At 39.6% G+C, this 20836-nt stretch carries 21 protein-coding genes; all 21 read right to left on the bottom strand.

The window, feature by feature from the left end; genetic code table 11:
• Positions 1 to 96: 96 nt before the first annotated feature.
• A complete protein-coding gene (locus tag G585_RS0105815; RefSeq protein WP_022773636.1) occupies positions 97 to 921 on the bottom strand; it encodes a flagellin N-terminal helical domain-containing protein in 825 nt (274 codons plus the stop codon).
• Positions 922 to 1147: 226 nt separating this feature from the next.
• A complete protein-coding gene (locus G585_RS0105810) occupies positions 1148 to 1972 on the bottom strand; it encodes a flagellin N-terminal helical domain-containing protein (protein WP_022773635.1) in 825 nt (274 codons plus the stop codon).
• Between the two features lie 250 nt (positions 1973 to 2222).
• Positions 2223 to 3641 (bottom strand): WavE lipopolysaccharide synthesis family protein, encoded by a 1419-nt coding sequence (locus tag G585_RS0105805; RefSeq protein ID WP_022773634.1) that lies wholly within the window; start codon positions 3639 to 3641, stop codon positions 2223 to 2225.
• A gap of 87 nt (positions 3642 to 3728) precedes the next feature.
• Entirely contained in the window at positions 3729 to 4208 is a 480-nt protein-coding gene (locus tag G585_RS17300; protein WP_022773632.1) for a hypothetical protein, read from the bottom strand.
• Between the two features lie 36 nt (positions 4209 to 4244).
• Positions 4245 to 4646 (bottom strand): flagellar export chaperone FliS, encoded by a 402-nt coding sequence (gene fliS / locus G585_RS0105795; protein WP_022773631.1) that lies wholly within the window; start codon positions 4644 to 4646, stop codon positions 4245 to 4247.
• A gap of 45 nt (positions 4647 to 4691) precedes the next feature.
• Positions 4692 to 6215, bottom strand: a complete 1524-nt coding sequence (gene fliD, locus G585_RS17295; protein ID WP_022773630.1) for a flagellar filament capping protein FliD — start codon at positions 6213 to 6215, stop codon at positions 4692 to 4694.
• Between the two features lie 59 nt (positions 6216 to 6274).
• Positions 6275 to 6754, bottom strand: a complete 480-nt coding sequence (locus G585_RS0105785; RefSeq protein WP_022773628.1) for a flagellar protein FlaG — start codon at positions 6752 to 6754, stop codon at positions 6275 to 6277.
• Between the two features lie 158 nt (positions 6755 to 6912).
• Positions 6913 to 8109: a CgeB family protein gene (locus tag G585_RS0105780; RefSeq protein WP_081644768.1), complete on the bottom strand. Its 1197-nt coding sequence runs from the start codon at positions 8107 to 8109 to the stop codon at positions 6913 to 6915.
• Positions 8110 to 8168: 59 nt separating this feature from the next.
• Complete coding sequence (gene csrA, locus G585_RS0105775) at positions 8169 to 8384, bottom strand: carbon storage regulator CsrA (protein ID WP_022773626.1); 216 nt, start codon at positions 8382 to 8384, stop codon at positions 8169 to 8171.
• Positions 8385 to 8459: 75 nt separating this feature from the next.
• Complete coding sequence (gene fliW, locus G585_RS0105770; protein WP_022773624.1) at positions 8460 to 8915, bottom strand: flagellar assembly protein FliW; 456 nt, start codon at positions 8913 to 8915, stop codon at positions 8460 to 8462.
• Between the two features lie 125 nt (positions 8916 to 9040).
• Complete coding sequence (locus G585_RS18800; protein ID WP_022773623.1) at positions 9041 to 11137, bottom strand: flagellin N-terminal helical domain-containing protein; 2097 nt, start codon at positions 11135 to 11137, stop codon at positions 9041 to 9043.
• 78 nt (positions 11138 to 11215) lie between these two features.
• Complete coding sequence (gene flgK / locus G585_RS0105760; RefSeq protein WP_022773621.1) at positions 11216 to 13063, bottom strand: flagellar hook-associated protein FlgK; 1848 nt, start codon at positions 13061 to 13063, stop codon at positions 11216 to 11218.
• A 54-nt stretch (positions 13064 to 13117) separates the two neighbouring features.
• A complete protein-coding gene (gene flgK, locus G585_RS0105755) occupies positions 13118 to 14776 on the bottom strand; it encodes a flagellar hook-associated protein FlgK (protein WP_022773620.1) in 1659 nt (552 codons plus the stop codon).
• A gap of 99 nt (positions 14777 to 14875) precedes the next feature.
• Positions 14876 to 15403, bottom strand: coding sequence for a flagellar protein FlgN (locus tag G585_RS0105750; RefSeq protein ID WP_022773619.1), 528 nt, complete (start codon positions 15401 to 15403; stop codon positions 14876 to 14878).
• 23 nt (positions 15404 to 15426) lie between these two features.
• Positions 15427 to 15714 (bottom strand): flagellar biosynthesis anti-sigma factor FlgM, encoded by a 288-nt coding sequence (gene flgM, locus G585_RS0105745; RefSeq protein ID WP_022773617.1) that lies wholly within the window; start codon positions 15712 to 15714, stop codon positions 15427 to 15429.
• 218 nt (positions 15715 to 15932) lie between these two features.
• Positions 15933 to 16550, bottom strand: coding sequence for a thymidine kinase (locus G585_RS17285; protein WP_022773616.1), 618 nt, complete (start codon positions 16548 to 16550; stop codon positions 15933 to 15935).
• A gap of 58 nt (positions 16551 to 16608) precedes the next feature.
• A complete protein-coding gene (locus tag G585_RS0105735; protein WP_022773614.1) occupies positions 16609 to 17391 on the bottom strand; it encodes a mechanosensitive ion channel family protein in 783 nt (260 codons plus the stop codon).
• Between the two features lie 148 nt (positions 17392 to 17539).
• Positions 17540 to 18595: a hypothetical protein gene (locus G585_RS18795; protein ID WP_022773613.1), complete on the bottom strand. Its 1056-nt coding sequence runs from the start codon at positions 18593 to 18595 to the stop codon at positions 17540 to 17542.
• A gap of 237 nt (positions 18596 to 18832) precedes the next feature.
• Entirely contained in the window at positions 18833 to 19036 is a 204-nt protein-coding gene (locus G585_RS17275) for a hypothetical protein (RefSeq protein ID WP_022773611.1), read from the bottom strand.
• A 55-nt stretch (positions 19037 to 19091) separates the two neighbouring features.
• Positions 19092 to 19559 (bottom strand): Hsp20/alpha crystallin family protein, encoded by a 468-nt coding sequence (locus G585_RS0105720; RefSeq protein WP_022773610.1) that lies wholly within the window; start codon positions 19557 to 19559, stop codon positions 19092 to 19094.
• Between the two features lie 988 nt (positions 19560 to 20547).
• The coding region (locus tag G585_RS17270) for an IS3 family transposase (RefSeq protein ID WP_034481091.1) at positions 20548 to 20836 on the bottom strand (289 nt) is incomplete at its 5' end.

The following is a 20836-nucleotide window of genomic DNA, read 5'->3' as shown; positions in this document are numbered from 1 at the left end:
TTCATTTAAATGCCACGGAAAAAGGGCTTCGGAAACCCGAAGCCCTCTTGGTAGCGCAATGTCTGCAAAAGACTGCTTTTACTACATTTATGAATATTAGCCGAGAAGTGAAAGAACACCCTGATTGGTCTGGTTAGCCTGTGCCAGCATTGACTGACCTGCCTGTGCAAGGATGTTGTTGTTAGAATACTTAACCATCTCAGCTGCCATATCTGTATCACGAATCTGTGATTCAGCTGCTGTTGTATTCTCATTAACGTTATCAAGGTTCTTGATTGTGTGCTCAAGTCTGTTCTGTACAGCACCGAGATCTGCTCTCTGTGAAGAAATAGACTGAAGAGCTGTCTTGATAGTATCGATAGCTGATCTAGCTGTATTACCATCTGCTCCAGTAACTTGAAGTCCGTCTACACCGATACCTTCTGCACTAAGTGACTGAATGCAAACCATGATAGTATCTGTAGATACATTATCAGTACCAACCTGAAGGTTCTTTGATGTGAAAGTTCCATCGAGAAGATTCTGCTCGTTGAACTTTGTAGCGCTAGAAGTACGATCGATTTCAGAAACAAGCTTTGTTACTTCCTGCTGGATGTAAGCACGATCTGTTGACTGCAATGTATCTGATGCAGCCTTAGTTGCAAGCTCATCCATTCTCTGAAGCATATCGTGAACTTCGTTAAGAGCACCTTCAGCTGTCTGAACTGCTGAAATACCATCCTGAGCGTTAGCAGAAGCCTGTGTAAGACCTTTGATCTGACGTCTCATCTTTTCGGAAATTGCAAGACCTGCTGCATCATCTGCTGCTCTGTTGATCTTGTAACCGGATGATAATTTCTCACTAGATTTTGCCTGAATACCAGTTGTGATTCCAAGCTGTCTGTTTGCGTTCATCGCTGTGACGTTGTGTTGTACTACCATATTTTATTCCTCCTTGAATATGTACGGCAGCATCCTTGCTGCTCGTGTGATTGTTAGGAAATAGTATTCAGTGCTGGCCTAAATACTATCTCTGTTTTGTATTACACCTTTATTATCGACTATAATTCTAAAAACTTTAGGGTGTTTTTTAAAAAAAATATATAAATTTTGAAACTGCTTAAAAATAGGCTTCGGCAGATGCCGAAGCCTATTGGAAATCCTATTTTTACTGAAGGAGCGACAATACACCCTGATTAGTCTGATTGGCTTGTGCCAGCATGGACTGACCAGCCTGAGCCAGGATGTTATTATTGGAATATCTAACCATCTCGGCCGCCATATCTGTATCACGGATCTGTGATTCAGCTGCTGTTGTATTTTCAGTTACGTTATCAAGATTCTTGATTGTATGTTCAAGTCTGTTCTGTACTGCACCAAGGTCAGCTCTCTGTGATGATATTGACTGAAGGGCTGTCTTAATATTGTCGATTGCAGATCTTGCTGTATTTCCATCAGATCCGGTTACTGCGACCTTATCAATACCGATACCTTCTGCACTAAGTGACTGAATACAGATTGTGATACAATCTGTTGAAATATTATCAGTACCAACCTGAAGATTTTTATTGATGAACGTTCCATCAAGAAGATTCTGTTCATTAAACTTTGTAGCACTTGATGTACGATCAATTTCAGAAATAAGGGCTTTGACTTCCTGCTGAATATACTGTCTGTCCACAGATTCCAGAGTGTCATTTGCAGCCTTGGTTGCAAGTTCATCCATTCTCTGAAGCATATCATGAACTTCGTTAAGAGCACCTTCAGCGATCTGAACTGCAGAGATACCATCCTGAGCATTGTTTGAAGCCTGTGTAAGACCTCTTACCTGACGTCTCATCTTTTCGGAAATCGCAAGACCTGCTGCATCATCTGCTGCTCTGTTGATCTTGTAACCGGATGAAAGTTTCTCACTGGACTTAGCCTGAACATCAGTTGTGATACCAAGCTGTCTGTTTGCATTCATAGCCGTAATATTGTGTTGTACTACCATATTAAATCCTCCATGAACGGGGCCCGCTTCCCTGCTGCCTTTCCATCTTCTCTTCTTTTGCAGCTTACGCGGAGTCCCTTCCATGGCTGCTTGTTTTTCTTTTTACACTAATATTATCGGCAGCATGTTTCCGAAGTTAACCCTATTTTGAAATAATTTTTTATTTTTTTTAAGCAATTCGAAATTTTTTTGCATTTTTTATTATTAATGGTTAAGATTTTTAATTGATTAGCCGACAAACATTTTCACATTACCAGTTCATTTCATCTTCATAGTTCAAAAATTGAAGCCACGCACTGTTAGTCAGGCCACCATTAGATATAAGAGAGTTTTCGTTGTAATACTTGTTCTCATATTTGTGCCAATAGAGCATTAACTGGTCTGAATCTATGATAATTGCTCCTTTTTTCAAAAAATCCCAATATAAAGCAAGCACCTCATCATTTTCCGTTATCTTTCTTCCTAGAATATACGATTCATAAAATGTCAAAGAAAGATATGTCTCAGGATCTAAAACACTTATGAGTTCTTTAGCCAGTTTATTTTTTGCTGCTCTGTCCATAGAAAAAATTGCTTGAAAGCTGTCTTCGTGTGACCTTTCCAATATATTCTTTGACCTGTAAACCAAGTAATTAATATCAGAAGTATCCCCTTTAATAAATCTCTTACTATCTCCTGATGCTGAATAGAAATGCTCTATGTCTTCTATATTTCCAAAAGTCAAAAAATCTGTAAGCTGAAATGGACAGGTACAGAAAGAATGCAATCCTCCAAGAAAAAGGATTCTCTCCTTCATTCCCGGCTGATTGCACTTATAATTATGTATCGAACTTCTCATAAGCATCAAAAAATCAGGCAAAAACAGTCTTTGATCTGTTCTTGTTTTTAGAACGTATTTTGTTTTTCCTATTCCTTTTGCTTTTTGTATTCCAATCCTTGTGCTTGTCAGCTGCAGCTTAACATTAACAAAGCCTGTGTCTTTTGGCATTTTGTTTTCTAATAATACTATTTTAAAAATACCAAGCTTCCATGCAGTAAGCTCGTCAACTTCGCCTTTCCAAGTAGATAGTATTATAACTACTTCAGGGTAAATATATCTATATCGCATCAATGTTTCCAATGTAAAATCATTGTCTTTGACAAAAGGGCCCTGCATAACTATGGCAACATCATCTATATGAAATCTTGGTAAGAATCTCCAACATGAATTCTGATAAAGATGATTGATAACATAATAGTCTTTATTGCCGCCGCTAAGTTGAGCCAAATCTCCAAACACAGATTGAATACTTATATCGCCAACATTCTTCTGCGGCTGGGAAATAATTCCAAATCTCAACAATTCAGTTACTTTCTGTATTAACACACTCAGCTCTTCATCGTTTTTACCTAGGATTATTTTTTGTGTTTCCAATATTTGCATAAGCCCAAGAAGACTCGATACTAATTCCACTAACGTATTCTTCATCATGCTTTTTAACAATGAATCGTAATCTCCCGATTCCTCAATCAGGCCTGTAATATGTATATTTGCCAACTTCGCAAATTCATTAATCCTATTTATTACCACAGATAGAGAATGGGGATCTGTATCTGAAACTCTGACAACATCAAATATATCATTCTCAATTGCATTAAATTCATCGATCAGTTCATTCTTTGTCCACATAAATTGCCCCATAGCCTTGTCTTTGAAAAAGCTGTATAAAAATTACTGCGAAAAATGACAATTCATCTTTCGCAGTTCTAAATATCATTAGTTTTTATTATCAAAAAATTGTGGTGGTACATCTTTGTAGCTGTTCATGGTCTGGTAGTAATTAAATGCGGCTGCTGATGTCTGCCTTCCAAATTCCATCATATGTCTGGCGTTACTAAAGTAATCCTCCGCAAGCTTTTTGTTGCGACGTTCAGCAGCTTCAATTGAAGCGCTCATACCTGTGATTTCCTGAATATATCCCTGCATCCGTCTTATCTGATCAGCATAAAGCTCCTTGTTATCCTTTATTTCTGCCTTTACGCGGTCGAATAATGACTGGAATCCATCATCAAGTCTTTCGAGTTCATCTATCAGGTCCCCTTTGACATCTAATATCTTATCAAAAGCTTCCTCATCGACCTCATTAGGATTTTTCAGAATTTCTCTTTGTTTTTCATTTTCATCCTGAATCTGCTTCATAACCTCGATTTTTTTTACTAAACTCTCTTCAAGCATATCAAGGCTGGCTGATACCATTTTGAAAACTCCTTTCAAGAATCATCACGCGCCGGCTCATGCATCCTTAACAAATACGTGGTTGGCCTTCATTACTTCTACCCAGTTATCACGTATAGCATGCATATGACCATTGATCTCAACAACAATATCCTTATCTTTATTAAGATTAGCCTCTACAAGTCGTCTACTAATATAAGAATACATGTTTTCGAAATCCTGTGCAACAGGGTATTTCATATCCAGAGTATTGCGTAGATACTCTATAATCTTTTCTGTCTTAATAATATTATTGTGTGCTTTCTGGATATCACTTTTTTCAATTGCATATTCTGCAACGTTCAAAAACTTGATTGCACCATCATAGAGCATAAGTGTAAGCTCAGGACCTGATGCTGACATGATCTTATTATTTTTGTACTGTGCATAAGCATTTTGTTGTGGTGATAATACTGGCATAAGTGCTCCCTCACATTCTTAAGTATTTTTTATCAAAAGTTTTTATCAACCGCCTGTACCAAAGAATCCTGACAGTGAACTGCTGTTGCTGTTTATCTTGGATAGAGCTGTTTCCATCTTTGAATACTTCCTGTACAGCTTATCCTGTGCCGCTGTAAGATCTTCCTGTGCTTTATTTATCTTAGTATTGTATGAACTGTACTGAGATGCCATCAGCTTATCTTCATAAATAGTAAATGAAGTCCTGTACTTGGTACCTCTCATAAGATCAGAAATGTTTCCATACAGATCTTTAGATAACTGGGTAAAGAAGTCTGTAACAACCTGCGGATCAGTGTTGATCATCTTACTGAGAAGATCCGTATTGCCACTTGTCAGTGAGTCGTCTTTATCACCGTCTATATGGAACATATCTCGCTCGTTCTCTTCTGTTGAAAAAAAGCTTCCGGTTGCAATTCCAAAACTACCAAGGCTGAAAAGCTGAGATGTTCCATCCTTTGTAGTCAAGGTATAAGAAGAAGCCATAGCATTCTTCATGGCATTTCTTATGTTGCCCACTGTCTCATCGCCACTTAAAAGTCCGGTTTTTATCTTGGTCTCCCAATCCTTTACTTCTGTATCTGACATTTCCTCTTTTTGAGCATCTGTCAGCATTTTATACTTAGAAGCATTATCTGCGTTATAAAGAGTAGCAAACTCTTTCATCAGGTCATTGTACTCTTTGAGCATTTTCTTTATATTGTCATATATTCCGCTGGTGTCCTGCTTGGTAGAAAGGCTTATACCTTTAGCCTCCTCGTTAGCAGTTATGGTAAGACCGTTAATCTCGAAAGTATTAGATTCAGATGTATAAGTCTCTCCATTTAGAACTATCTCTGCACTTGAGCCAGCAACGTAATTGGATCCTGTTGTTGTCTTGGCAAGACCAAGCCTTGTCATGGCTGCACTTTCCACCATGTCAAATGAAGCTGCAGCTCCGGCTGTCTTAGATGATACAAAGAATCTTCCGTTGTTCTCATCATAGTTGAAATTGAGTTTTGTATGGCTATCTGATGATTCAGCCCCTTTGAGCTTGGTCAGAATGCTATCAATCGTATCTCCCTCTTCAAGAGTTACAGAAATCTTATCATCTGTATTACCGCCTATTGTGAATTCAAGCTTCTCTCCGGCACTTAAGTCAAGCTCATCTATTGTAGCTGTCTTTTTGGCTTTTTCATCTCCTATTTTTACTTCCTGGCCGGTAAGATATGCAGCCTTTGACAATTTATTGATATCTAAAGTCTGTATAGCATCCATAGCTCCATCGCCTGTAATTACCGATACTGCAGATGTATTGGATGCTGTAGTAGTCTTTTTTGAATATGCGTTTGAAAATCTCATTGTACTAAGGGTTCCATTGTAGAAAGCCTGAACCTTTTTATTGAGATCCTTCCATATATCCTGCTTCCAGGTCAATTTCTTTTGATCACTTTTTGCAGTATCCAGCTTGTCCTGCTTGGTCTGTGTCAACGCAGTTATGATACTTTCAGTATCAAGGCCTGAGTTCATTCCTGTTATTCTGATAGGCATAAGCATTCTCCTTTCTCAATCCTTGAGCGTGTTACATTGACTTCCATGTCAATTTTGTTTTATCTCTTTTCATCCACCATAATGCCGGCGATTTCCCAAACCTTGGCTATCATATCCAAAGTCTCATCCGGTGGAAATTCCTTGATTACTTTCTTGGTTTCCTTATCCACCATCTTGATGGTCACGCGGTTTGTCTTTTCATGGATTCCAAAGACAGCTTCGGCGTTGGATCTTACATTTTTAGCCATTTCAGAGATGGCCTTTTTTACCTTCTCATTATCAGCCTGAATCTGTTCTTCAGTAGCTTCAAGCCTGTTCTGTCCTTCAGTATAATTTTGAGCACCACCCTGAGAACCACCATTAGAGTTCGAAGCATTGTCGGCAGTTTCTACCTTTAGATCAATATTTTGAGTAGCTCCGGCAGCCTCTGCATTGGCAATTTCAGACTGCGACTGGCTCTGCTCATGCACCTGTGTTTTTACCTGCGGCTGCACCGACTGAATTAGCGGTGAAAAGCCATTAATTGCTTCCATTCCCATAATTCATATACCTCCATGTCCGAACAAGGAATTTACCTTATCATAAACGTCTGATCTCACGTTATTGCTTTATATAGCATTTCTTATCCTCTATATCGGAATACGCGCCAAAATCTTTATAGCTTAAAATAAAAAAAATCCCAAAATTTATAAAAATTTTAGGATTTTTCATCAAGTATCATTGGAAGCAATTTCGTATATGCAAAATTCTCCAGAACTTTCTTCTGCCCATTAATTGCAATCTGTTTTCTCTCCGCGTCATGTTCCAGATAATAAGCAGTTTTTTGAACCATTTCTTCAGGCGTTCCGGCTATGACAAGGTCCACACCATCTTCAAAATACTCCGCGATCTCAGACTGATAATTGGTAATCAGAAAGCCTCCTGCCGCCAGGATATCAAGGACACGAAGTGGCACTCCGGACAAGATCGATCGCAAAGAGATATTTAAGTTTACCTTACTTCTATGAAAGACTCTCGGCATCTTATCCGAATAGGATGCTATTCCAAGGTTACATACTCCCTCTATAGGCTTTGCACCTGGCATAGTATAGAGAACTGTATCAAACCTTTTCCCCATCTCAGCCAATATGTCATGTCTCTCGTTTACTGTTACCTTTTTTCTCAGAATATCACGGATAATTTCGTCATAATCAAGTTCATACTTACCTGAGTTCTCAAAATTGATATACTCTCTTAGCCTGTCTATATGGGTCTGGGTTATCGCCTTTTCATCAGTAAAAAGATCATGTCCAAAGACCTTTTCCTGCGCCTTTATCACAATATCTATATACTGTTTCAGATCTGAAGGTATATATTCCACCTGATCATAAAAATTAAACTCATTATCATACAGATTCCCCAGAAAGCTCACATCATGCTCATAAACTATCTCTCCGCCTGTCTCTTCATCCAGCCTTCGGCAAAGCTCAGATAATCTCTTATCATTAACCCCCAAAGGTGAATATCTGACTGTGGAAACTCCTTTCCCCACTAACCTCTTATAAAGCAAAGAGTCAAAAACAAATATCCTGTTCACGGAATTATTTGTAACATGAGAATCCAGCGTATAGTGAGGGCAGTCAAACACCCAGCTAATATATGGCATTCCGTATTTCTGACAGGCCTCTGAGATATTTGGAAAGAAGTCAAAGCTAAATAAGAGGTCGTAATAGCGTGCACCATCATCACCTTTTTTCCCGCAAAGCCCTCTTATTTTCTCATCCATCTCCGGTGTCAGGTCAAATCCATACATATCAAGCTTAAACACATCAACCTGGTGTCCAAGCCTTCTCATTGCATCCCTGCAATCCTCACCATTAAATTCGTCCCAGTCATAAAAAAGAATTCGCATCATTTAACCTTTAAAAAGGCTGCTGCCCAATGGGACAGCAGCCTCTATTATCATAAATGTACTTACAACAACTTCTTAAGAGCATCAATTCCGGCAACATCTGTTGCTTCTTTATTTTCATTCTGAATCTGGATATAGACTTCTTTTCTGTAGATTGGGATTTCCTTTGGTGCAGAGATTCCAAGTTTTATCTGGTCGCCTCTGATATCCAGTACTGTGATCTCAATATTATTATTGATGATGATCGCTTCATTCTTTTTTCTTGATAATGCTAACATTCGCTATCCCTCCATGGTTTTGTAGTTGTGCAGGTCTATATCTCCCCATCCCTGCTATATTTCTAGTAACTTTGATCACCCTTTTTCTTTATTCTTCTGAAGAATGTCATAAATCGGGAACTTCACCGGATATTCATCATTATCAATAATCGTCTGGGAAGCCTTCATTTCTTTTGTATTAATAATAAATGGTCCCTTGAGATTTACAGTCATCTTGGTAAGATCATGCGGAACAGTAACTGTAACAAGAACCAGCATATCATCCTCGGACAGTTCGCCAATGGCCTCTACCTCTGTCTTATCAACAAGTGGCTTATAATCAGGGCAAACAACAAGCGGATCCATAACCGGCATTGCAAAATTCGGCTCATCGATGGACTGGAGCCATTTGATAGTACCTGATCCCTGCTCTTCATCATGCATAAGGGTAAACTTCTGAAGGTCAGGAAAGCCTATGATACCGTTTGGAAAGCAGATTATCTTACTGTCATCAATTTCAACTTCTCCGAAAATCCTTGTCGTTAATTTCATTATGTAACCTCCATGCTATCATATGTACATATGTATATTGGTGTCACGATGATAAAGAGGTTCTCTCCTATCACCATTAATTATATACGTTATTTCGTCATTGTGCTACAAATAATTAATACCCGTCAGATATAATTTATAAGAGAACTCTGACTGATCTTGCCCGTGGCCATAAGACTTGCTTCATATGTTACCTGAGCGGAAGTAAGCTGTGTAACAGTTTCAGCAATATCGATGTCTTCGTTGTCAGACTGTAAAGTCTTAAATGTAGTTGTCTGACTCATTAGTCTTGTACTAACCAGATCAAGTCTCTTTGATCTGGTTCCGTTTTCAGTAACCGCAAGGTTAGCTGTATCAAGGGCCCTTTGCATGGAAGTGATCTTGTGCTCGAACTCCTTCTGAAGTGTTGTTCTCTGGCTGTCATAAGCTTTCTGTGCCGCCTCAATCTCAATCTTAAGCTTCTCTTTTACAGTTTCATCTGTAGTTACTTCCAGTTTCTCATTAAGAGCCTTCAGTGTTCCGCTCATCTGCTTAAGCTCATTTATCATATTGTCAAGGTCATCAACATCTCTTTTGACACTTGTTGTAAAAACTGCATCAGCAGTCGTATTAACTACAACAGACTGCGCAAATCCTACATCGTAGGCAATATCATGAGCTGCTGTTCCATGATTATAAAGAATAGTGCCATCTTCATCAGTATATGTACAGTTAAAAAGATTCTCCGGCTTGATATCACCGGTGCTCCATTCCTTCTTGTCATAAACAACATCAATAGAATTAGCATTGATGAGGTCAGGAAGCGTTGAGAGCTTATTTGTCAGCTCCTCATTTAAAAGTATTTCTCCGGTAGCAGCATTTAAATATGCCACAGAGCCTGTTGACTGCTCATTTATCTTATTGTAAAAATCATCAATTTCCGCATCATCACTTGTTGTGTAAATGATGTTCTCGGCTCCTATATTAAGTGTCGTCTCAACATAAGATGAATGAATACTTCCATTTCCTGTGACATTTACTATATTTCTTGATGTTGTGCCATCATTGTTTTCAGTAACGACATTATCTACAATAGTGTAAGTTCCGTCACTATTAACTGTGGCAACTGCAGTATTTCCATTATACTCAAGGTCCATGGTGTAGGTCTGACCGATAGCAGGCAAAAGAGGTATTGTATACTGAATCTGCTGACCTGCCGCATTTGTATAGGTAACAGTAGTTTTCTGCACAGACTCTATATTTGTTATACCTGACGCTACATTTGTACTCTGTCCTGTGGAATCATACACGCCGTTTTCATCCATTTTGAAAACATACTCTTCAGTGTCAGTCTTACCTGTAATTGTATAGGTATCATCAGGATTCTTGGTGATATTATAGGTAATGCCTTCATTTGTCACAGAAAAACTCTCATCTTCTGCAGTATCTTCATTCATAGGGATGGATGCGTAATGAGTGAATCCTTCTGAAGTTGTAAATGTAAGTTGAACAATCTTGGCCGTATCATCCACAGCACTTGTAGCAGGCTGTAAAAGAGATTCTCTCCACTTAAGCTGCGCTGTATTGCCATCGTTCTTCTTATAATTCAAAGTGTCATAAGAAAGTCTTAATCTTCCTACTGTCACCTCAACGATATCGCTCTGATAAACTGTCTCCGAGCTATCATTTAAGATATTCTCTGAGCTAAGCTTACTCATTCCGGTAACTCTGGTGGAAGTTCCGATATTCTCTGCATTATACTCATCGTTTATATCCGTATAATCAGCAGTTGTCGTTCTGTCAAAAGAAAGAGCATTATCCGTTCTGTACCCGGTAAAAATATACCTTCCTGCAAAATCCACGTTACCTGTTGAGTAATACTCTTTTGAAAGAGCCTCCATCTGAGTAACAATAGTAGAAAGGTCATCCATGGTAAGATCCATATTGGCTCCCTTGGTTGCCTGCTTTACACAATCAGTCAGAACAGCCGTAACTGTAGAAAGAGCATCCGCCGTAACATCAAGCCAGCTCTCGGCATCCTTGGCATTTTTCTCATAATATTGGGAAAGCTGTGTGACACTGCTTCTGAGCCTCAAAGCTCTGATAGCAATAACAGGATCATCCGAGGGACGGGTTATCTTTTTACCCGTAGACATCATTGTGTTGAGCTGATTCTCGGTGATCTTGTTGTTATTGATATTATAAAGAGAATTGTTCTGCATTATTTTGTTGGTGATGCGCATAAATATTCCTCCGGTTGACTTTCCATGTCAAAATAATGCATCCTTGCATATTATTCCTACACATATATAATCGGCAGATTATACTCCAGTCTGAAGTATCAATCTGTCATATATTTCCGAAAGAGTCTGTATCATCTTAGATGAAAGAGAATATGCATTCTGATATTTAACGAGGTTTGAAGCTTCTTCATCTTCATCGACACCGGCATCTGAAAGCCTCTGGTTCTTGATGGTTACTTCAAGAGCATTGTAAGTGTCCTCCAAAGTTCCGGCATTACTGGAATTAAGTGCAACGTCCGCCAAAACCTTTGTAAGGAATTCACCTGATGTTGATCCTCTGAATATTTTTTGCGTATCCAGCATAGTCTTGAACTTGGTAAGATTTCCAAATTCAGATTCTCCCTCTGTAACATCGGCCTTTGTTGCAAGTCTGTCTGCATTGTCCATCAGCACAGAATTAACCGCAAAGTTTCCGCCATTTAAGCTGTAGTATCCCTTATTTTCAGAAAGAGATGTCAGCTGCTCATAGCTGTACTGAGCTGCTGAATTGGTATCCATTGATCCAGTGAGCATCGCTACACCCTCAAGAGAATCTGAAGTATAGCCGCCTACCATTATCTCATTTACTTCTTTTGAGAACTGTCTAATCCACTCGTTCATCTGTGACATGTAATAAGGAAGTCCCTGATATTCATTGGCAAATCCAATGGAAGCAACCCTGTTTGAATCAGGAATACTTGTCAAAGACTCCTCATCGATCGTAAATACATAAGTATGCTCGCCATCATATTCCCACGAATCGTACTTATAATTCTTGTCTCCTATATGGATCTTTCCCGCCTCAGGAATCGTACACATGGTCATATCCATAAGATGAGTATCTGAAACCTCAACCGTAACCCTTACAGGGCTTACCTTGTCATTAACTACTGTACATTTTCCATTAAAATAGTGGTTATTATTTCCATCGCGCATTGCGAGAAGCCCCTGAAGTTCGCCGCCGATTATCTTTGACTCAATGGCAAAATCAGAGAGTTCTTTTACGCTATCTCCGTCCTTATAGTTACCACTGCCCCACTTAAGTTCATAAAGACCTGACACATCATTCTGGTTAACAGCGCCGTCTTCATCTCTTGAAACAGCAATAAGCTTCCTGTATTCATAGGTATCAACAAGCTCATATGCACCGGCCACCCAGATCTGATATCTTGTAGCACCGGTAACTCTGTCCGGATTGTTCTCATCAACCACAGGAGTTTCCTTGGTCTCTATCGATATCATCTTGGAGAGCTCATCTACCAGCATATCTCTTTTGTCCCTTAGCTCGTTAGCCTTAGCTCCTGTCATCTCAATGATATTGATCTGCTTATTTATTGAAGCCACTTCCTGGGAAATTGAGCTTATTCTGTCTGCGCACAGTTTGATCTCTGAATTGACATCGCTCTGAAGTCCCTGAAGTGATGTATATACGTTATTAAAATACTCTGTCAGCGCCTGCATGCTTGATACATAGGCGGTCTTGGTCTCAGTTGTTCCTGCAGCTGTCCTTACAGATTCAAGCGCTACTTCCATCTTAGAGAAAAGAGATGAGAATCCGCTGCTTCCATCGTCTTCAAGGTACTGCTCTGCAAGCTTTGTGTAGTAGTTTTTCTGTGATACCTGTCCAAGGAGCTGTTCATTATTTCTAAACTTCACATCATAAAAACTATCGCGCACTCTCTCTATTGCGATAGTCTCAACACCTGCACCGGCACATCCATATCTTGCAAATACCCTGAGGGCATCAGATGCTTCCTGTTTTACCTTCTGCCTGCTGTAGCCATCAGTGTTGGCATTTGCTATGTTATTTGCAGTTGTATTTAATGATGCATTGGCAGCTCTAAGTCCTGAAGCTGCAATATTAAGTCCAAAAAACTGAGAAGCCATAGGTTTTCCTCCTAAAAGGAGCTAATAAGCCATGTAATCCACAAAGATCACAGGTTATGCTCCCAAAGTACTGACAAGATGCTCAAGCATCTGACTTACTACATTTATATATCTGCTGGATGCGTTATAAGCATTCTGGAACTGTATCATATATTCAAGTTCTTCATCACTTGATACTCCGACAATCTGCTCTCTTGCAGATGAAACTGCTGAAACAGTCTGCTCCTGAGCTTCTTTTACGCTGTTGTGTACATCGCCGGAATTGGCAACCTGTGATACCAGGCTGTTATAGTAAGTGATAAAACTGTTTCTGCTTGCAACATTGGGGTTCAGCACATATTTTTCACTGGTAAATGCTGCCCTGAGTGCCTCTGTTGTGTCATTGTCTTCATTTCCATCTTTTGTTCTGAAGGTAAAAGTCGTAGGATCTTTTAACAAAACAGGATTTATCTGAGTGTTCTTAATAGTAAAACCTGTAGTCACAGTGCCTGCTGGGTGCTCCTTATCAATGTCATAAGTAAGGGCATCAGTCTCATTGGCAACCACAAACATTGCAAAATCAGACGTTGTTCCAAGGCTGTTATCAAGGGTTGCCGGATTACTTTCAGCATCTTCCATGATCTGATTTATCACAGTCATAATATTGTGGATCATCTGGTCGAACTCCGCCTGGACATTCATGATGACTGAATTGGCAATATTGGAATTGTAGTAGTCTTCACTTTCAGTTATGTCGTGGTATGTAGCGTTATGGTCACCTCTTGCCAAAAGAACTGACTTAAGCTTTCCTATGTCGGTATTGGTGGAAGTTGATATAGTCTGTGTCAGATCATATATGTGTCCACCTGAAATAGATGTAATTATCTCTTCACCGTACATGTCATATTCTTTTTTGGCTGCGTATTCCCAATAAGGCGTTGCATATCCAACAGGGCTGTCTAAAGTTGTATCTATTCCGATATGATTGACATGATCCGTTGTAACAAATGATGATCCTTCAAAAAGAACTGACACATTTCCGAAGATATCCTCTGAGTACTCTATTCTTCCCAGTTCCCCGAGCTTATCCAAAAGATTGTTTCTCTCATCTCTAAGATCATTGGCTTTTTCATGCCTTCCTGATTCTATGTTAACGATTTCTTCGTTGAGTGTTCTTATCCTGTCGCCATAGCTGTTGATGTTGTTGACTATGTCATATACAGACAGATCGAGGTTTTCCTGATAAGATACCAGTCCGTCGTAAACACTTTTTGCTCTTGTTAAGAACTCGTTACATCTTGTTACAAGGGAGCTCTGTGTAACTGCAGAACAAGGGTCTTTTGCCAGCTCCTGAACTGCAACCCAGAGGTTGTTGAGTGACTCAGCAAATTCTGTACCGTTCATTTCCTGAAGCTGATCCTCGATCTCTTCAAGAGCCTTCTGTGAAACATCATAAAAAGCGTATCTTCCAGACTCCAGCCTGTAGGAAATATCCAGAAAATCGCTTCTTACCTGCTTACAGTTATTATATTCAACACCTGTACCAATCTGTTTCCAGGCGATGGCCTCATTTCTTTTTTCAAGAGTCTGATAAGCTCTTGTTCCCTGTGAGACCTGCTGCCTTGTGTAGCCCAATGTATCAACATTAGCCAGGTTATGTGCAGTTGTATTTAATGCGTTTTGTGATGTTGCCAGGCCTGACTGACCAACATACAGATTAGCCATAAGTGACATATGCTGCCTCCTAAAAAAGGGTACAAAAAAGACACTACCGCGTTTAAACGGTTTCCACATGAGTTATCTTCTTTGCGCTCCCCCTAAAAGGGGGAGATTTTATTGCTTTGCATCGAATCCGCCCTGTGTGTAACCTAAACATTCGCCTGTAGTGTCTAAAGCTCTTGAATAATTCGCCGTCTGCGGAGCGCTTTTTGACGCCTGGATGATGTTCATTTCAAATTTCACCATTTCCAAGGAACTAATAAGAAGTTCCTGGTTCTGGCTATTCACACGTCTGACACTATTAGCGACAGTAACGAGTTTATCCCGTCTTGATGCCAGATTTTTCTGATCTTCTGGTCTTTTCTCTAAAACTACGATCAGATCGGTCAGTTTCAATGAATTAACATCCTTGTTAAGCACGTTCGCAATATCCTGCATTGCAGTCTGTCTTTTCTTCTCAAGGGACTGGATATTACCGATTATGTGCTGCTCCTCATCCGTGATCTTCGCAAGTGCAGTCAGATTGCCCTTTACAATAATAGGGGTCTTTCTGCTTGATAACTCCAGTAATTGTTCGTACATAGTACATTCCTGATCAAGCACGCTGACCAGATTCTCCATAAGACTAGCCACTGGAATCATCCTCCTGTTATTTATTTAATTAATTACGCAAGCCCGTTAGCTTCGTCGAATTTAGCCAGTAATTTATCTGCAAAAGCCTCTCCACTCACGTCATAAGTTCCATTTTTAATAGCTGCTTTAAGCGCCTGCACTTTGTCTTCCCTGACATCCGGAGCAGCGTTCACAGCCTGTTTAGCAACCTGAATTTCTTTTCCGATAGAAGAAAAGGATACAGTATCCCTTGCGCCCTCAGTCTTCTTAGTTGCTGTGGTCTTATTAACTTTGCTTGTCGAGTAAATCTGCTGAACCTGACTGTATGCATCTATTCGCATAATCTTTTCCTCCTTCCTTGGAGTTTTTTTGCTTCTACTTCATTTATCGGTAGAAGTTGCCATTACTTTAGCTGTTTCTGAAAAATATTTCCCCAAATATTATTCACAAAGAAATGGCCAAAACACCCAAGGTTGCCATACATTTTACGGTTTCCAATATCTTTATCGACCGAAAATTAAAAAACTTTAGAGTATTTTTATAATTTTTTTTATTTTTTTCAGTTAGTTTCTGAAAGGTCTCTTTCTCTGGCTCCATCAACCTCACCACTGAGGAAATGTCTGCGGCAGAGGGAAACATAGGATTCATTTCCGCCCATCATGATCTGTTCACCGCTTCTGACGATCTTGCCGTTACTTACACGTGCATTGAAGTGAGCCCTTCTTCCGCACCAGCAGACTGTTGGAACTTCTTCTATATAATTGGCAATTTCCATAAGTCTCTTGGATCCGCTGAATAAGTGGCTTGTAAAATCTGTTCTGAGTCCATAACAGATCACCGGAAGATCATACTTATCCACAACCTCTGCCAGCATATCCACCTGCTCCTCTGACAAAAACTGCGCTTCATCGACGATCACACAATCAAGCTTTTTCCAGTTGTCACTTTTTCCTGTAAGCCATTCATTTTTTACTTCTTCTAAAAAATCCTCAACAAATGTGCACTCAGCACTGAGGCCAATTCTTGACTTTACTGTTTTTTCGCCATCTCTGTCTTCAGCCTTTGGCTTCAATAAAATAGCTGTCTGCCCCTTCTCAAGATAGTTGTAACGCACCATAAGCGCATTGGCTGTTTTGGAACTCCCCATTGCTCCATACCTGAAATACAGTTTTCCCATTGTTTCTCCCCTTGATTATTGTTTATTTGATCCATGTAATTCTATATTTGTTCTGTCTTTATTCATTTCCTTTTATAAGTACCAGTTTGTTGTAAGGAATCTCGATGCCTTCCTCATTAAAACGCTTCATAAGTTCAATGCGGACATCAGAACAGGCTGTTGGATTATCCCTAAAATCTGCTGTCTCCATAAGTGCTCTTAAGGTCACACCGCTGTCATCGCAGCTTCTGCACAAAACATTTGGCCTTGCGCCGAAGTGCTTGGGATGAGATGCTATCACATCTGCCATAATTTCTTTTGCCTTCTCAATATCAGTGCCATAAGCGACCGAGATATCTATAGGATATGAAAAAGATTCTTCCTGAGTATAGTTAATTATTGAAGCTGCCCCAACTATGGAATTAGGAATGTAAATGATCTCATTCTGATAAGTCTTAATAACTGTGTGTCTCAACGTAATGTTCTCGACAAAGCCCGGTTCATAGGAGTTGATCATTACCCTGTCACCTATGTCAAAAGGCCTTGAGTGAGAAGCAGAAAGAGCTATTCCTGCAAACACATTTGCAAGAGTCGACTGAGCTGCAAGACCAAGTACTACAGCTGCTATTCCGGAAGAAGCAATCGCCGTCTCCCAGGTCTTTGAAAAAGCAGGAATACCGCTCATTGCAGTAAGTGCTGCTACCACCCACAATATCGCTATTATGATACCCTTTAGGAAAATGAGATGGAGCTTGCCGCGAAGCATCTCTTTGCTCAAGAATTTATTCATCAGAAAGCTAAGTAAATAAGCCATAATAAATGGTAATACATATTTTAGAAAAGCACTTATAAAATCTGTCATATTTGCTCCATATTGTATATTTTTTGTTATTTAACTTCTAAAGTATACCATATATGGGCCTAAGAAAGAATGCCGCTTACCAAGCATTTTATTAATCAAAAAAGATCCCACCCGCATATTGATTACGGATGGGATCATGATCATTTTTTTACAAAGCTGCCATATCAAGCTGGTGCACTGTTCCGACACCGCCGCTTTCTCTTAAGAATAGCCCCGACGCCTTCATCATACCGGCGATCACAAATTCACTGTTCTGATGCGTAAACTCAGTTGCTGCGCTTCCGAGATAGATTGCTCCCACATCTGCCTCTTTAAGCGACATCAAATGGTCCTTCCCCTCTTCATCACGGATCCATATCCTGAGTGCCTCATAAATCTCATCATTTTCATCGATCCACCCATTGCGATCTTTGTCATATACTCCCAAATCCTTGAAGCCATCCCCGCTCTTTGTTCCAAAAAGCTCTGAACCGTCATTGATCTTTCCATCACGGTTTCTGTCCAGGGCAAGATATCCGCTCCCTTGTGAAAGAGCAGAAATCTTTTCCTCTTTACCATCACAATCAAGATCAAAGTAGAAATGCTGGTCGGAAATTGATGAAACATCACTTCCAACGTTGATAACAAGCGGATCAATGAATTTAGCAGCGCTTGCCATAGTCATTCCTGCATACTGACAGAATCTCCTGGACATGGAGAAGTCCACATTAAAATCAATACTTCTGCCATCTTCGGTCAAAGCCATTCCCTGTCCTGAAAATGTTGTCGCCTCTTCCTCAACATGCACCATCTCGACAGTTGTCACCTTAAGGAAAGAATTACTCGTCAACATATTGGCTGTATTAGAGATTGTCTCCTTGTAGTAGCTGCTTTGGTCTTCCCCTCCAAGCATTTGCAATAAACTCATGATTCTTTGAAGAATAGAATTTCTGATCTCTGCTAGCTGCTGTTCAAGTGATGACTCGTAATTTCCTAAATACTCTGTCTTTGAGGGCTTTAACGAGGAATAGTTTTCGCTTCCTGTCGCCTTACTTTCGGATAAGTCTCCTGTTGTAATCTCAAGACTATCCATCTTCTTTTCCTGATCATTTAAACTATCAAGAAAAGAGCTTCTGGTCACTATGCCACTTTGTACATTAACAGTGTTCTCTTCGTAGTACTGGTGGCTTGAGACCATGTTTACCTGTGCCTGTGCAATTTTCATGGTACCTCCTTTGGGTCACGAAGGTTCATATTTTGCGCTAACAGAGGCAGACTCTATATTTGCGCAAAGAAAATGAACCTTCAAATGAAGATGTTGATCCTCCATGAAGATTCACGCTTTCCCTAGCTATAGTCGTAAGCCGCTGGCACTGCTTACTTTTTTGATGCAGCATTTAAGCTACTTATTGTATCGGTAAAAAAAACTTATACATTAGCCAATTAATAAAAGACTAAATATTCAGACTTCTTCATCATCCATTTCATCAAATGCAATGATAGAATCAATGATATCCTCAAAGTCCTCCTGAAGTTCCTCTAAAGTATCGCCTTCATAGGTGTAAATTTTACCATCTATCTCAACTTCTCCGGTATAAAAATCGCACTTTTCGTCATACTCTACAGTTCCCTTATATCCCTCATATTCAAGCTCTTTTTTTGACATAAAAAATCTCCCTCGGTTATTCGCCGCGGGAGATTTTCTAAACAACTGATCAAAATCAGTCTTTAACTTCGATCCTTGCTGCCTCTTCCTTCTCAGGAATTGCTTCCTTCTTAGGAAGTGTAACTGTCAGTACACCATTTCTGTACTGGGCAATTATATCTTCAGGCTTAAGGCCTTCTACACTAAAGGACCTCTGATAAGATGAACTTCTTCTCTCACGACGGATGTACTTACCATCATTATTTTTTTCATCCTTATTTTCGCTGTGAGAAGCACTAATTGTCAAGACATCATTCTTAAGGTCGATATTGATATCCTCTTTATTAAATCCAGGGAGCTCAGCTTCAAGCTGATAGCAATTATCTTTTTCGATCACATCGGTTCTCATGAGGCCTGACATGTTATCAAACTTTTTGCCTGCGCCTTTGTTGTAATCGCAAAGTTCGCCAAAGAATCTGTCATTAAATAAGTTGTCCATCTCATCAAAAATATCATTATTACTCCAAAGCATAGGCATTAACATAAAACATCACTCCTTTTCTATTTATATTTTTTATTTAGGTTGTAGTAGTTTTGTGCAGCCACTTAAGATTGTTTAAAATGCAATTAGCACTCTTTAATGTTGGCTGCTAATTTCTTGTTACAAGTATGTTATAGAACATGTAGCACATAATGTCAACACATTAATTTCTAAAAAAAATATAAACTCTCAACTTCAAACAAGTAACTAATTTACTATCTCTTTGTATATGCGTAAGTGATTGTATGTTTGGGGAAATGGGATGGTTCTAGTGACTTATTCCGCTATAAAGTCAATTGAGTCGTCTCTCTTAATCTTTTTTGGAGAGTTTAGATTGCGTCTCCGGCCGCCACCATTGACTGAGCCTGAGAAAAACGCATTGGTCTGGGAGCCGACGGTGAGGATGATGGGAACAGGAGATTTTCTCGCACCGTCGGAACCAGCATTGTAGCGTTTTCCTCAGAACCCGTCAATGGCAAGCACCTAACGGTGTGGCTGGTTTTATTGCCTCAGGCTCTGACTCCGAGAACAGTAGGGGCGGCTACTTTAAGGTGCCTCGGGCTCTGAATCCAGTAACATCAGAAGTGGCCACTTTCAAGAATGCGTAGTGCTATATGCACGCGGCTCCCCATGTAATGAGGACATAATAGGATAAACGTTACAGTTTTTTTGATCTTATCCCACATCTCAGTTAATCTCACATTTATCCAATTTGAATCGGCAACCAATAGAAATTGCTTTGGGCATATAGCGCTTTTTAGAGCTTCCGGCCACCTAAGATTTTTACTAATTTGTCCTTATAGCAACTTTTTACAAGGCCGGCCACCCCTCACGAAATTAAAATGGGCATATAGGCCGATTTTAAGACTCGAGCCACCCGTCAAAATGGTGGCTGTGGACAGATAAATGCTGTATATGCCCATTTGCCTTCTATAAAAACTATAAACTACTACCCATGTCAAGGACAGTATTTGAAATTTACACCCATTTTTTAGACCAGCATCTTCTTTGGATATTCTCCGGTTTTTATGTATCTGTAGTATTCATTTGGTGATAGTTTATTAAGACTAAGTTTATATCGGTCATTGTTGTAGTAGTCAATCCAATCATCTATGGCGTTTCTTATGTCATTTACAGAATTCCATTTACGTGATTTTATGCCAAGCTCCTGTTTCATATGTCCAAAAAAACTTTCCTGTGGTGCGTTATCCCAACAGTTACCCCGGCGAGACATTGATTGACGTAAACCATAATCATTGACTATTTTCCTAAATGGAACG

It is taken from the genome of Butyrivibrio sp. AE2015 (genome assembly GCF_000420825.1).
Taxonomy (GTDB): domain Bacteria; phylum Bacillota; class Clostridia; order Lachnospirales; family Lachnospiraceae; genus Butyrivibrio.
This window is presented reverse-complemented; position numbering and strand designations above follow the sequence as displayed.

Excerpts from the sequence above, each read along its gene's own strand:
- flgM (WP_022773617.1), bottom strand. The coding sequence starts at position 15,714 with ATGCGAATAGATGCATACAGTCAGGTTCAGCAGATTTACTCGACAAGC.
- G585_RS0105750 (WP_022773619.1), bottom strand. The coding sequence starts at position 15,403 with ATGATTCCAGTGGCTAGTCTTATGGAGAATCTGGTCAGCGTGCTTGAT.
- G585_RS17275 (WP_022773611.1), bottom strand. The coding sequence starts at position 19,036 with ATGTCAAAAAAAGAGCTTGAATATGAGGGATATAAGGGAACTGTAGAG.
- flgK (WP_022773621.1), bottom strand. The coding sequence starts at position 13,063 with ATGGCTTCTCAGTTTTTTGGACTTAATATTGCAGCTTCAGGACTTAGA.
- G585_RS18800 (WP_022773623.1), bottom strand. The coding sequence starts at position 11,137 with ATGCGCATCACCAACAAAATAATGCAGAACAATTCTCTTTATAATATC.
- G585_RS0105805 (WP_022773634.1), bottom strand. The coding sequence starts at position 3,641 with ATGTGGACAAAGAATGAACTGATCGATGAATTTAATGCAATTGAGAAT.
- G585_RS0105720 (WP_022773610.1), bottom strand. The coding sequence starts at position 19,559 with ATGTTAATGCCTATGCTTTGGAGTAATAATGATATTTTTGATGAGATG.
- fliS (WP_022773631.1), bottom strand. The coding sequence starts at position 4,646 with ATGCCAGTATTATCACCACAACAAAATGCTTATGCACAGTACAAAAAT.
- fliD (WP_022773630.1), bottom strand. The coding sequence starts at position 6,215 with ATGCCTATCAGAATAACAGGAATGAACTCAGGCCTTGATACTGAAAGT.
- G585_RS17285 (WP_022773616.1), bottom strand. The coding sequence starts at position 16,550 with ATGGGAAAACTGTATTTCAGGTATGGAGCAATGGGGAGTTCCAAAACA.
- G585_RS18795 (WP_022773613.1), bottom strand. The coding sequence starts at position 18,595 with ATGAAAATTGCACAGGCACAGGTAAACATGGTCTCAAGCCACCAGTAC.
- G585_RS0105780 (WP_081644768.1), bottom strand. The coding sequence starts at position 8,109 with ATGATGCGAATTCTTTTTTATGACTGGGACGAATTTAATGGTGAGGAT.
- csrA (WP_022773626.1), bottom strand. The coding sequence starts at position 8,384 with ATGTTAGCATTATCAAGAAAAAAGAATGAAGCGATCATCATCAATAAT.
- G585_RS0105735 (WP_022773614.1), bottom strand. The coding sequence starts at position 17,391 with ATGACAGATTTTATAAGTGCTTTTCTAAAATATGTATTACCATTTATT.
- flgK (WP_022773620.1), bottom strand. The coding sequence starts at position 14,776 with ATGTCACTTATGGCTAATCTGTATGTTGGTCAGTCAGGCCTGGCAACA.
- G585_RS0105785 (WP_022773628.1), bottom strand. The coding sequence starts at position 6,754 with ATGGGAATGGAAGCAATTAATGGCTTTTCACCGCTAATTCAGTCGGTG.
- G585_RS17300 (WP_022773632.1), bottom strand. The coding sequence starts at position 4,208 with ATGGTATCAGCCAGCCTTGATATGCTTGAAGAGAGTTTAGTAAAAAAA.
- G585_RS0105810 (WP_022773635.1), bottom strand. The coding sequence starts at position 1,972 with ATGGTAGTACAACACAATATTACGGCTATGAATGCAAACAGACAGCTT.
- fliW (WP_022773624.1), bottom strand. The coding sequence starts at position 8,915 with ATGAAATTAACGACAAGGATTTTCGGAGAAGTTGAAATTGATGACAGT.
- G585_RS0105815 (WP_022773636.1), bottom strand. The coding sequence starts at position 921 with ATGGTAGTACAACACAACGTCACAGCGATGAACGCAAACAGACAGCTT.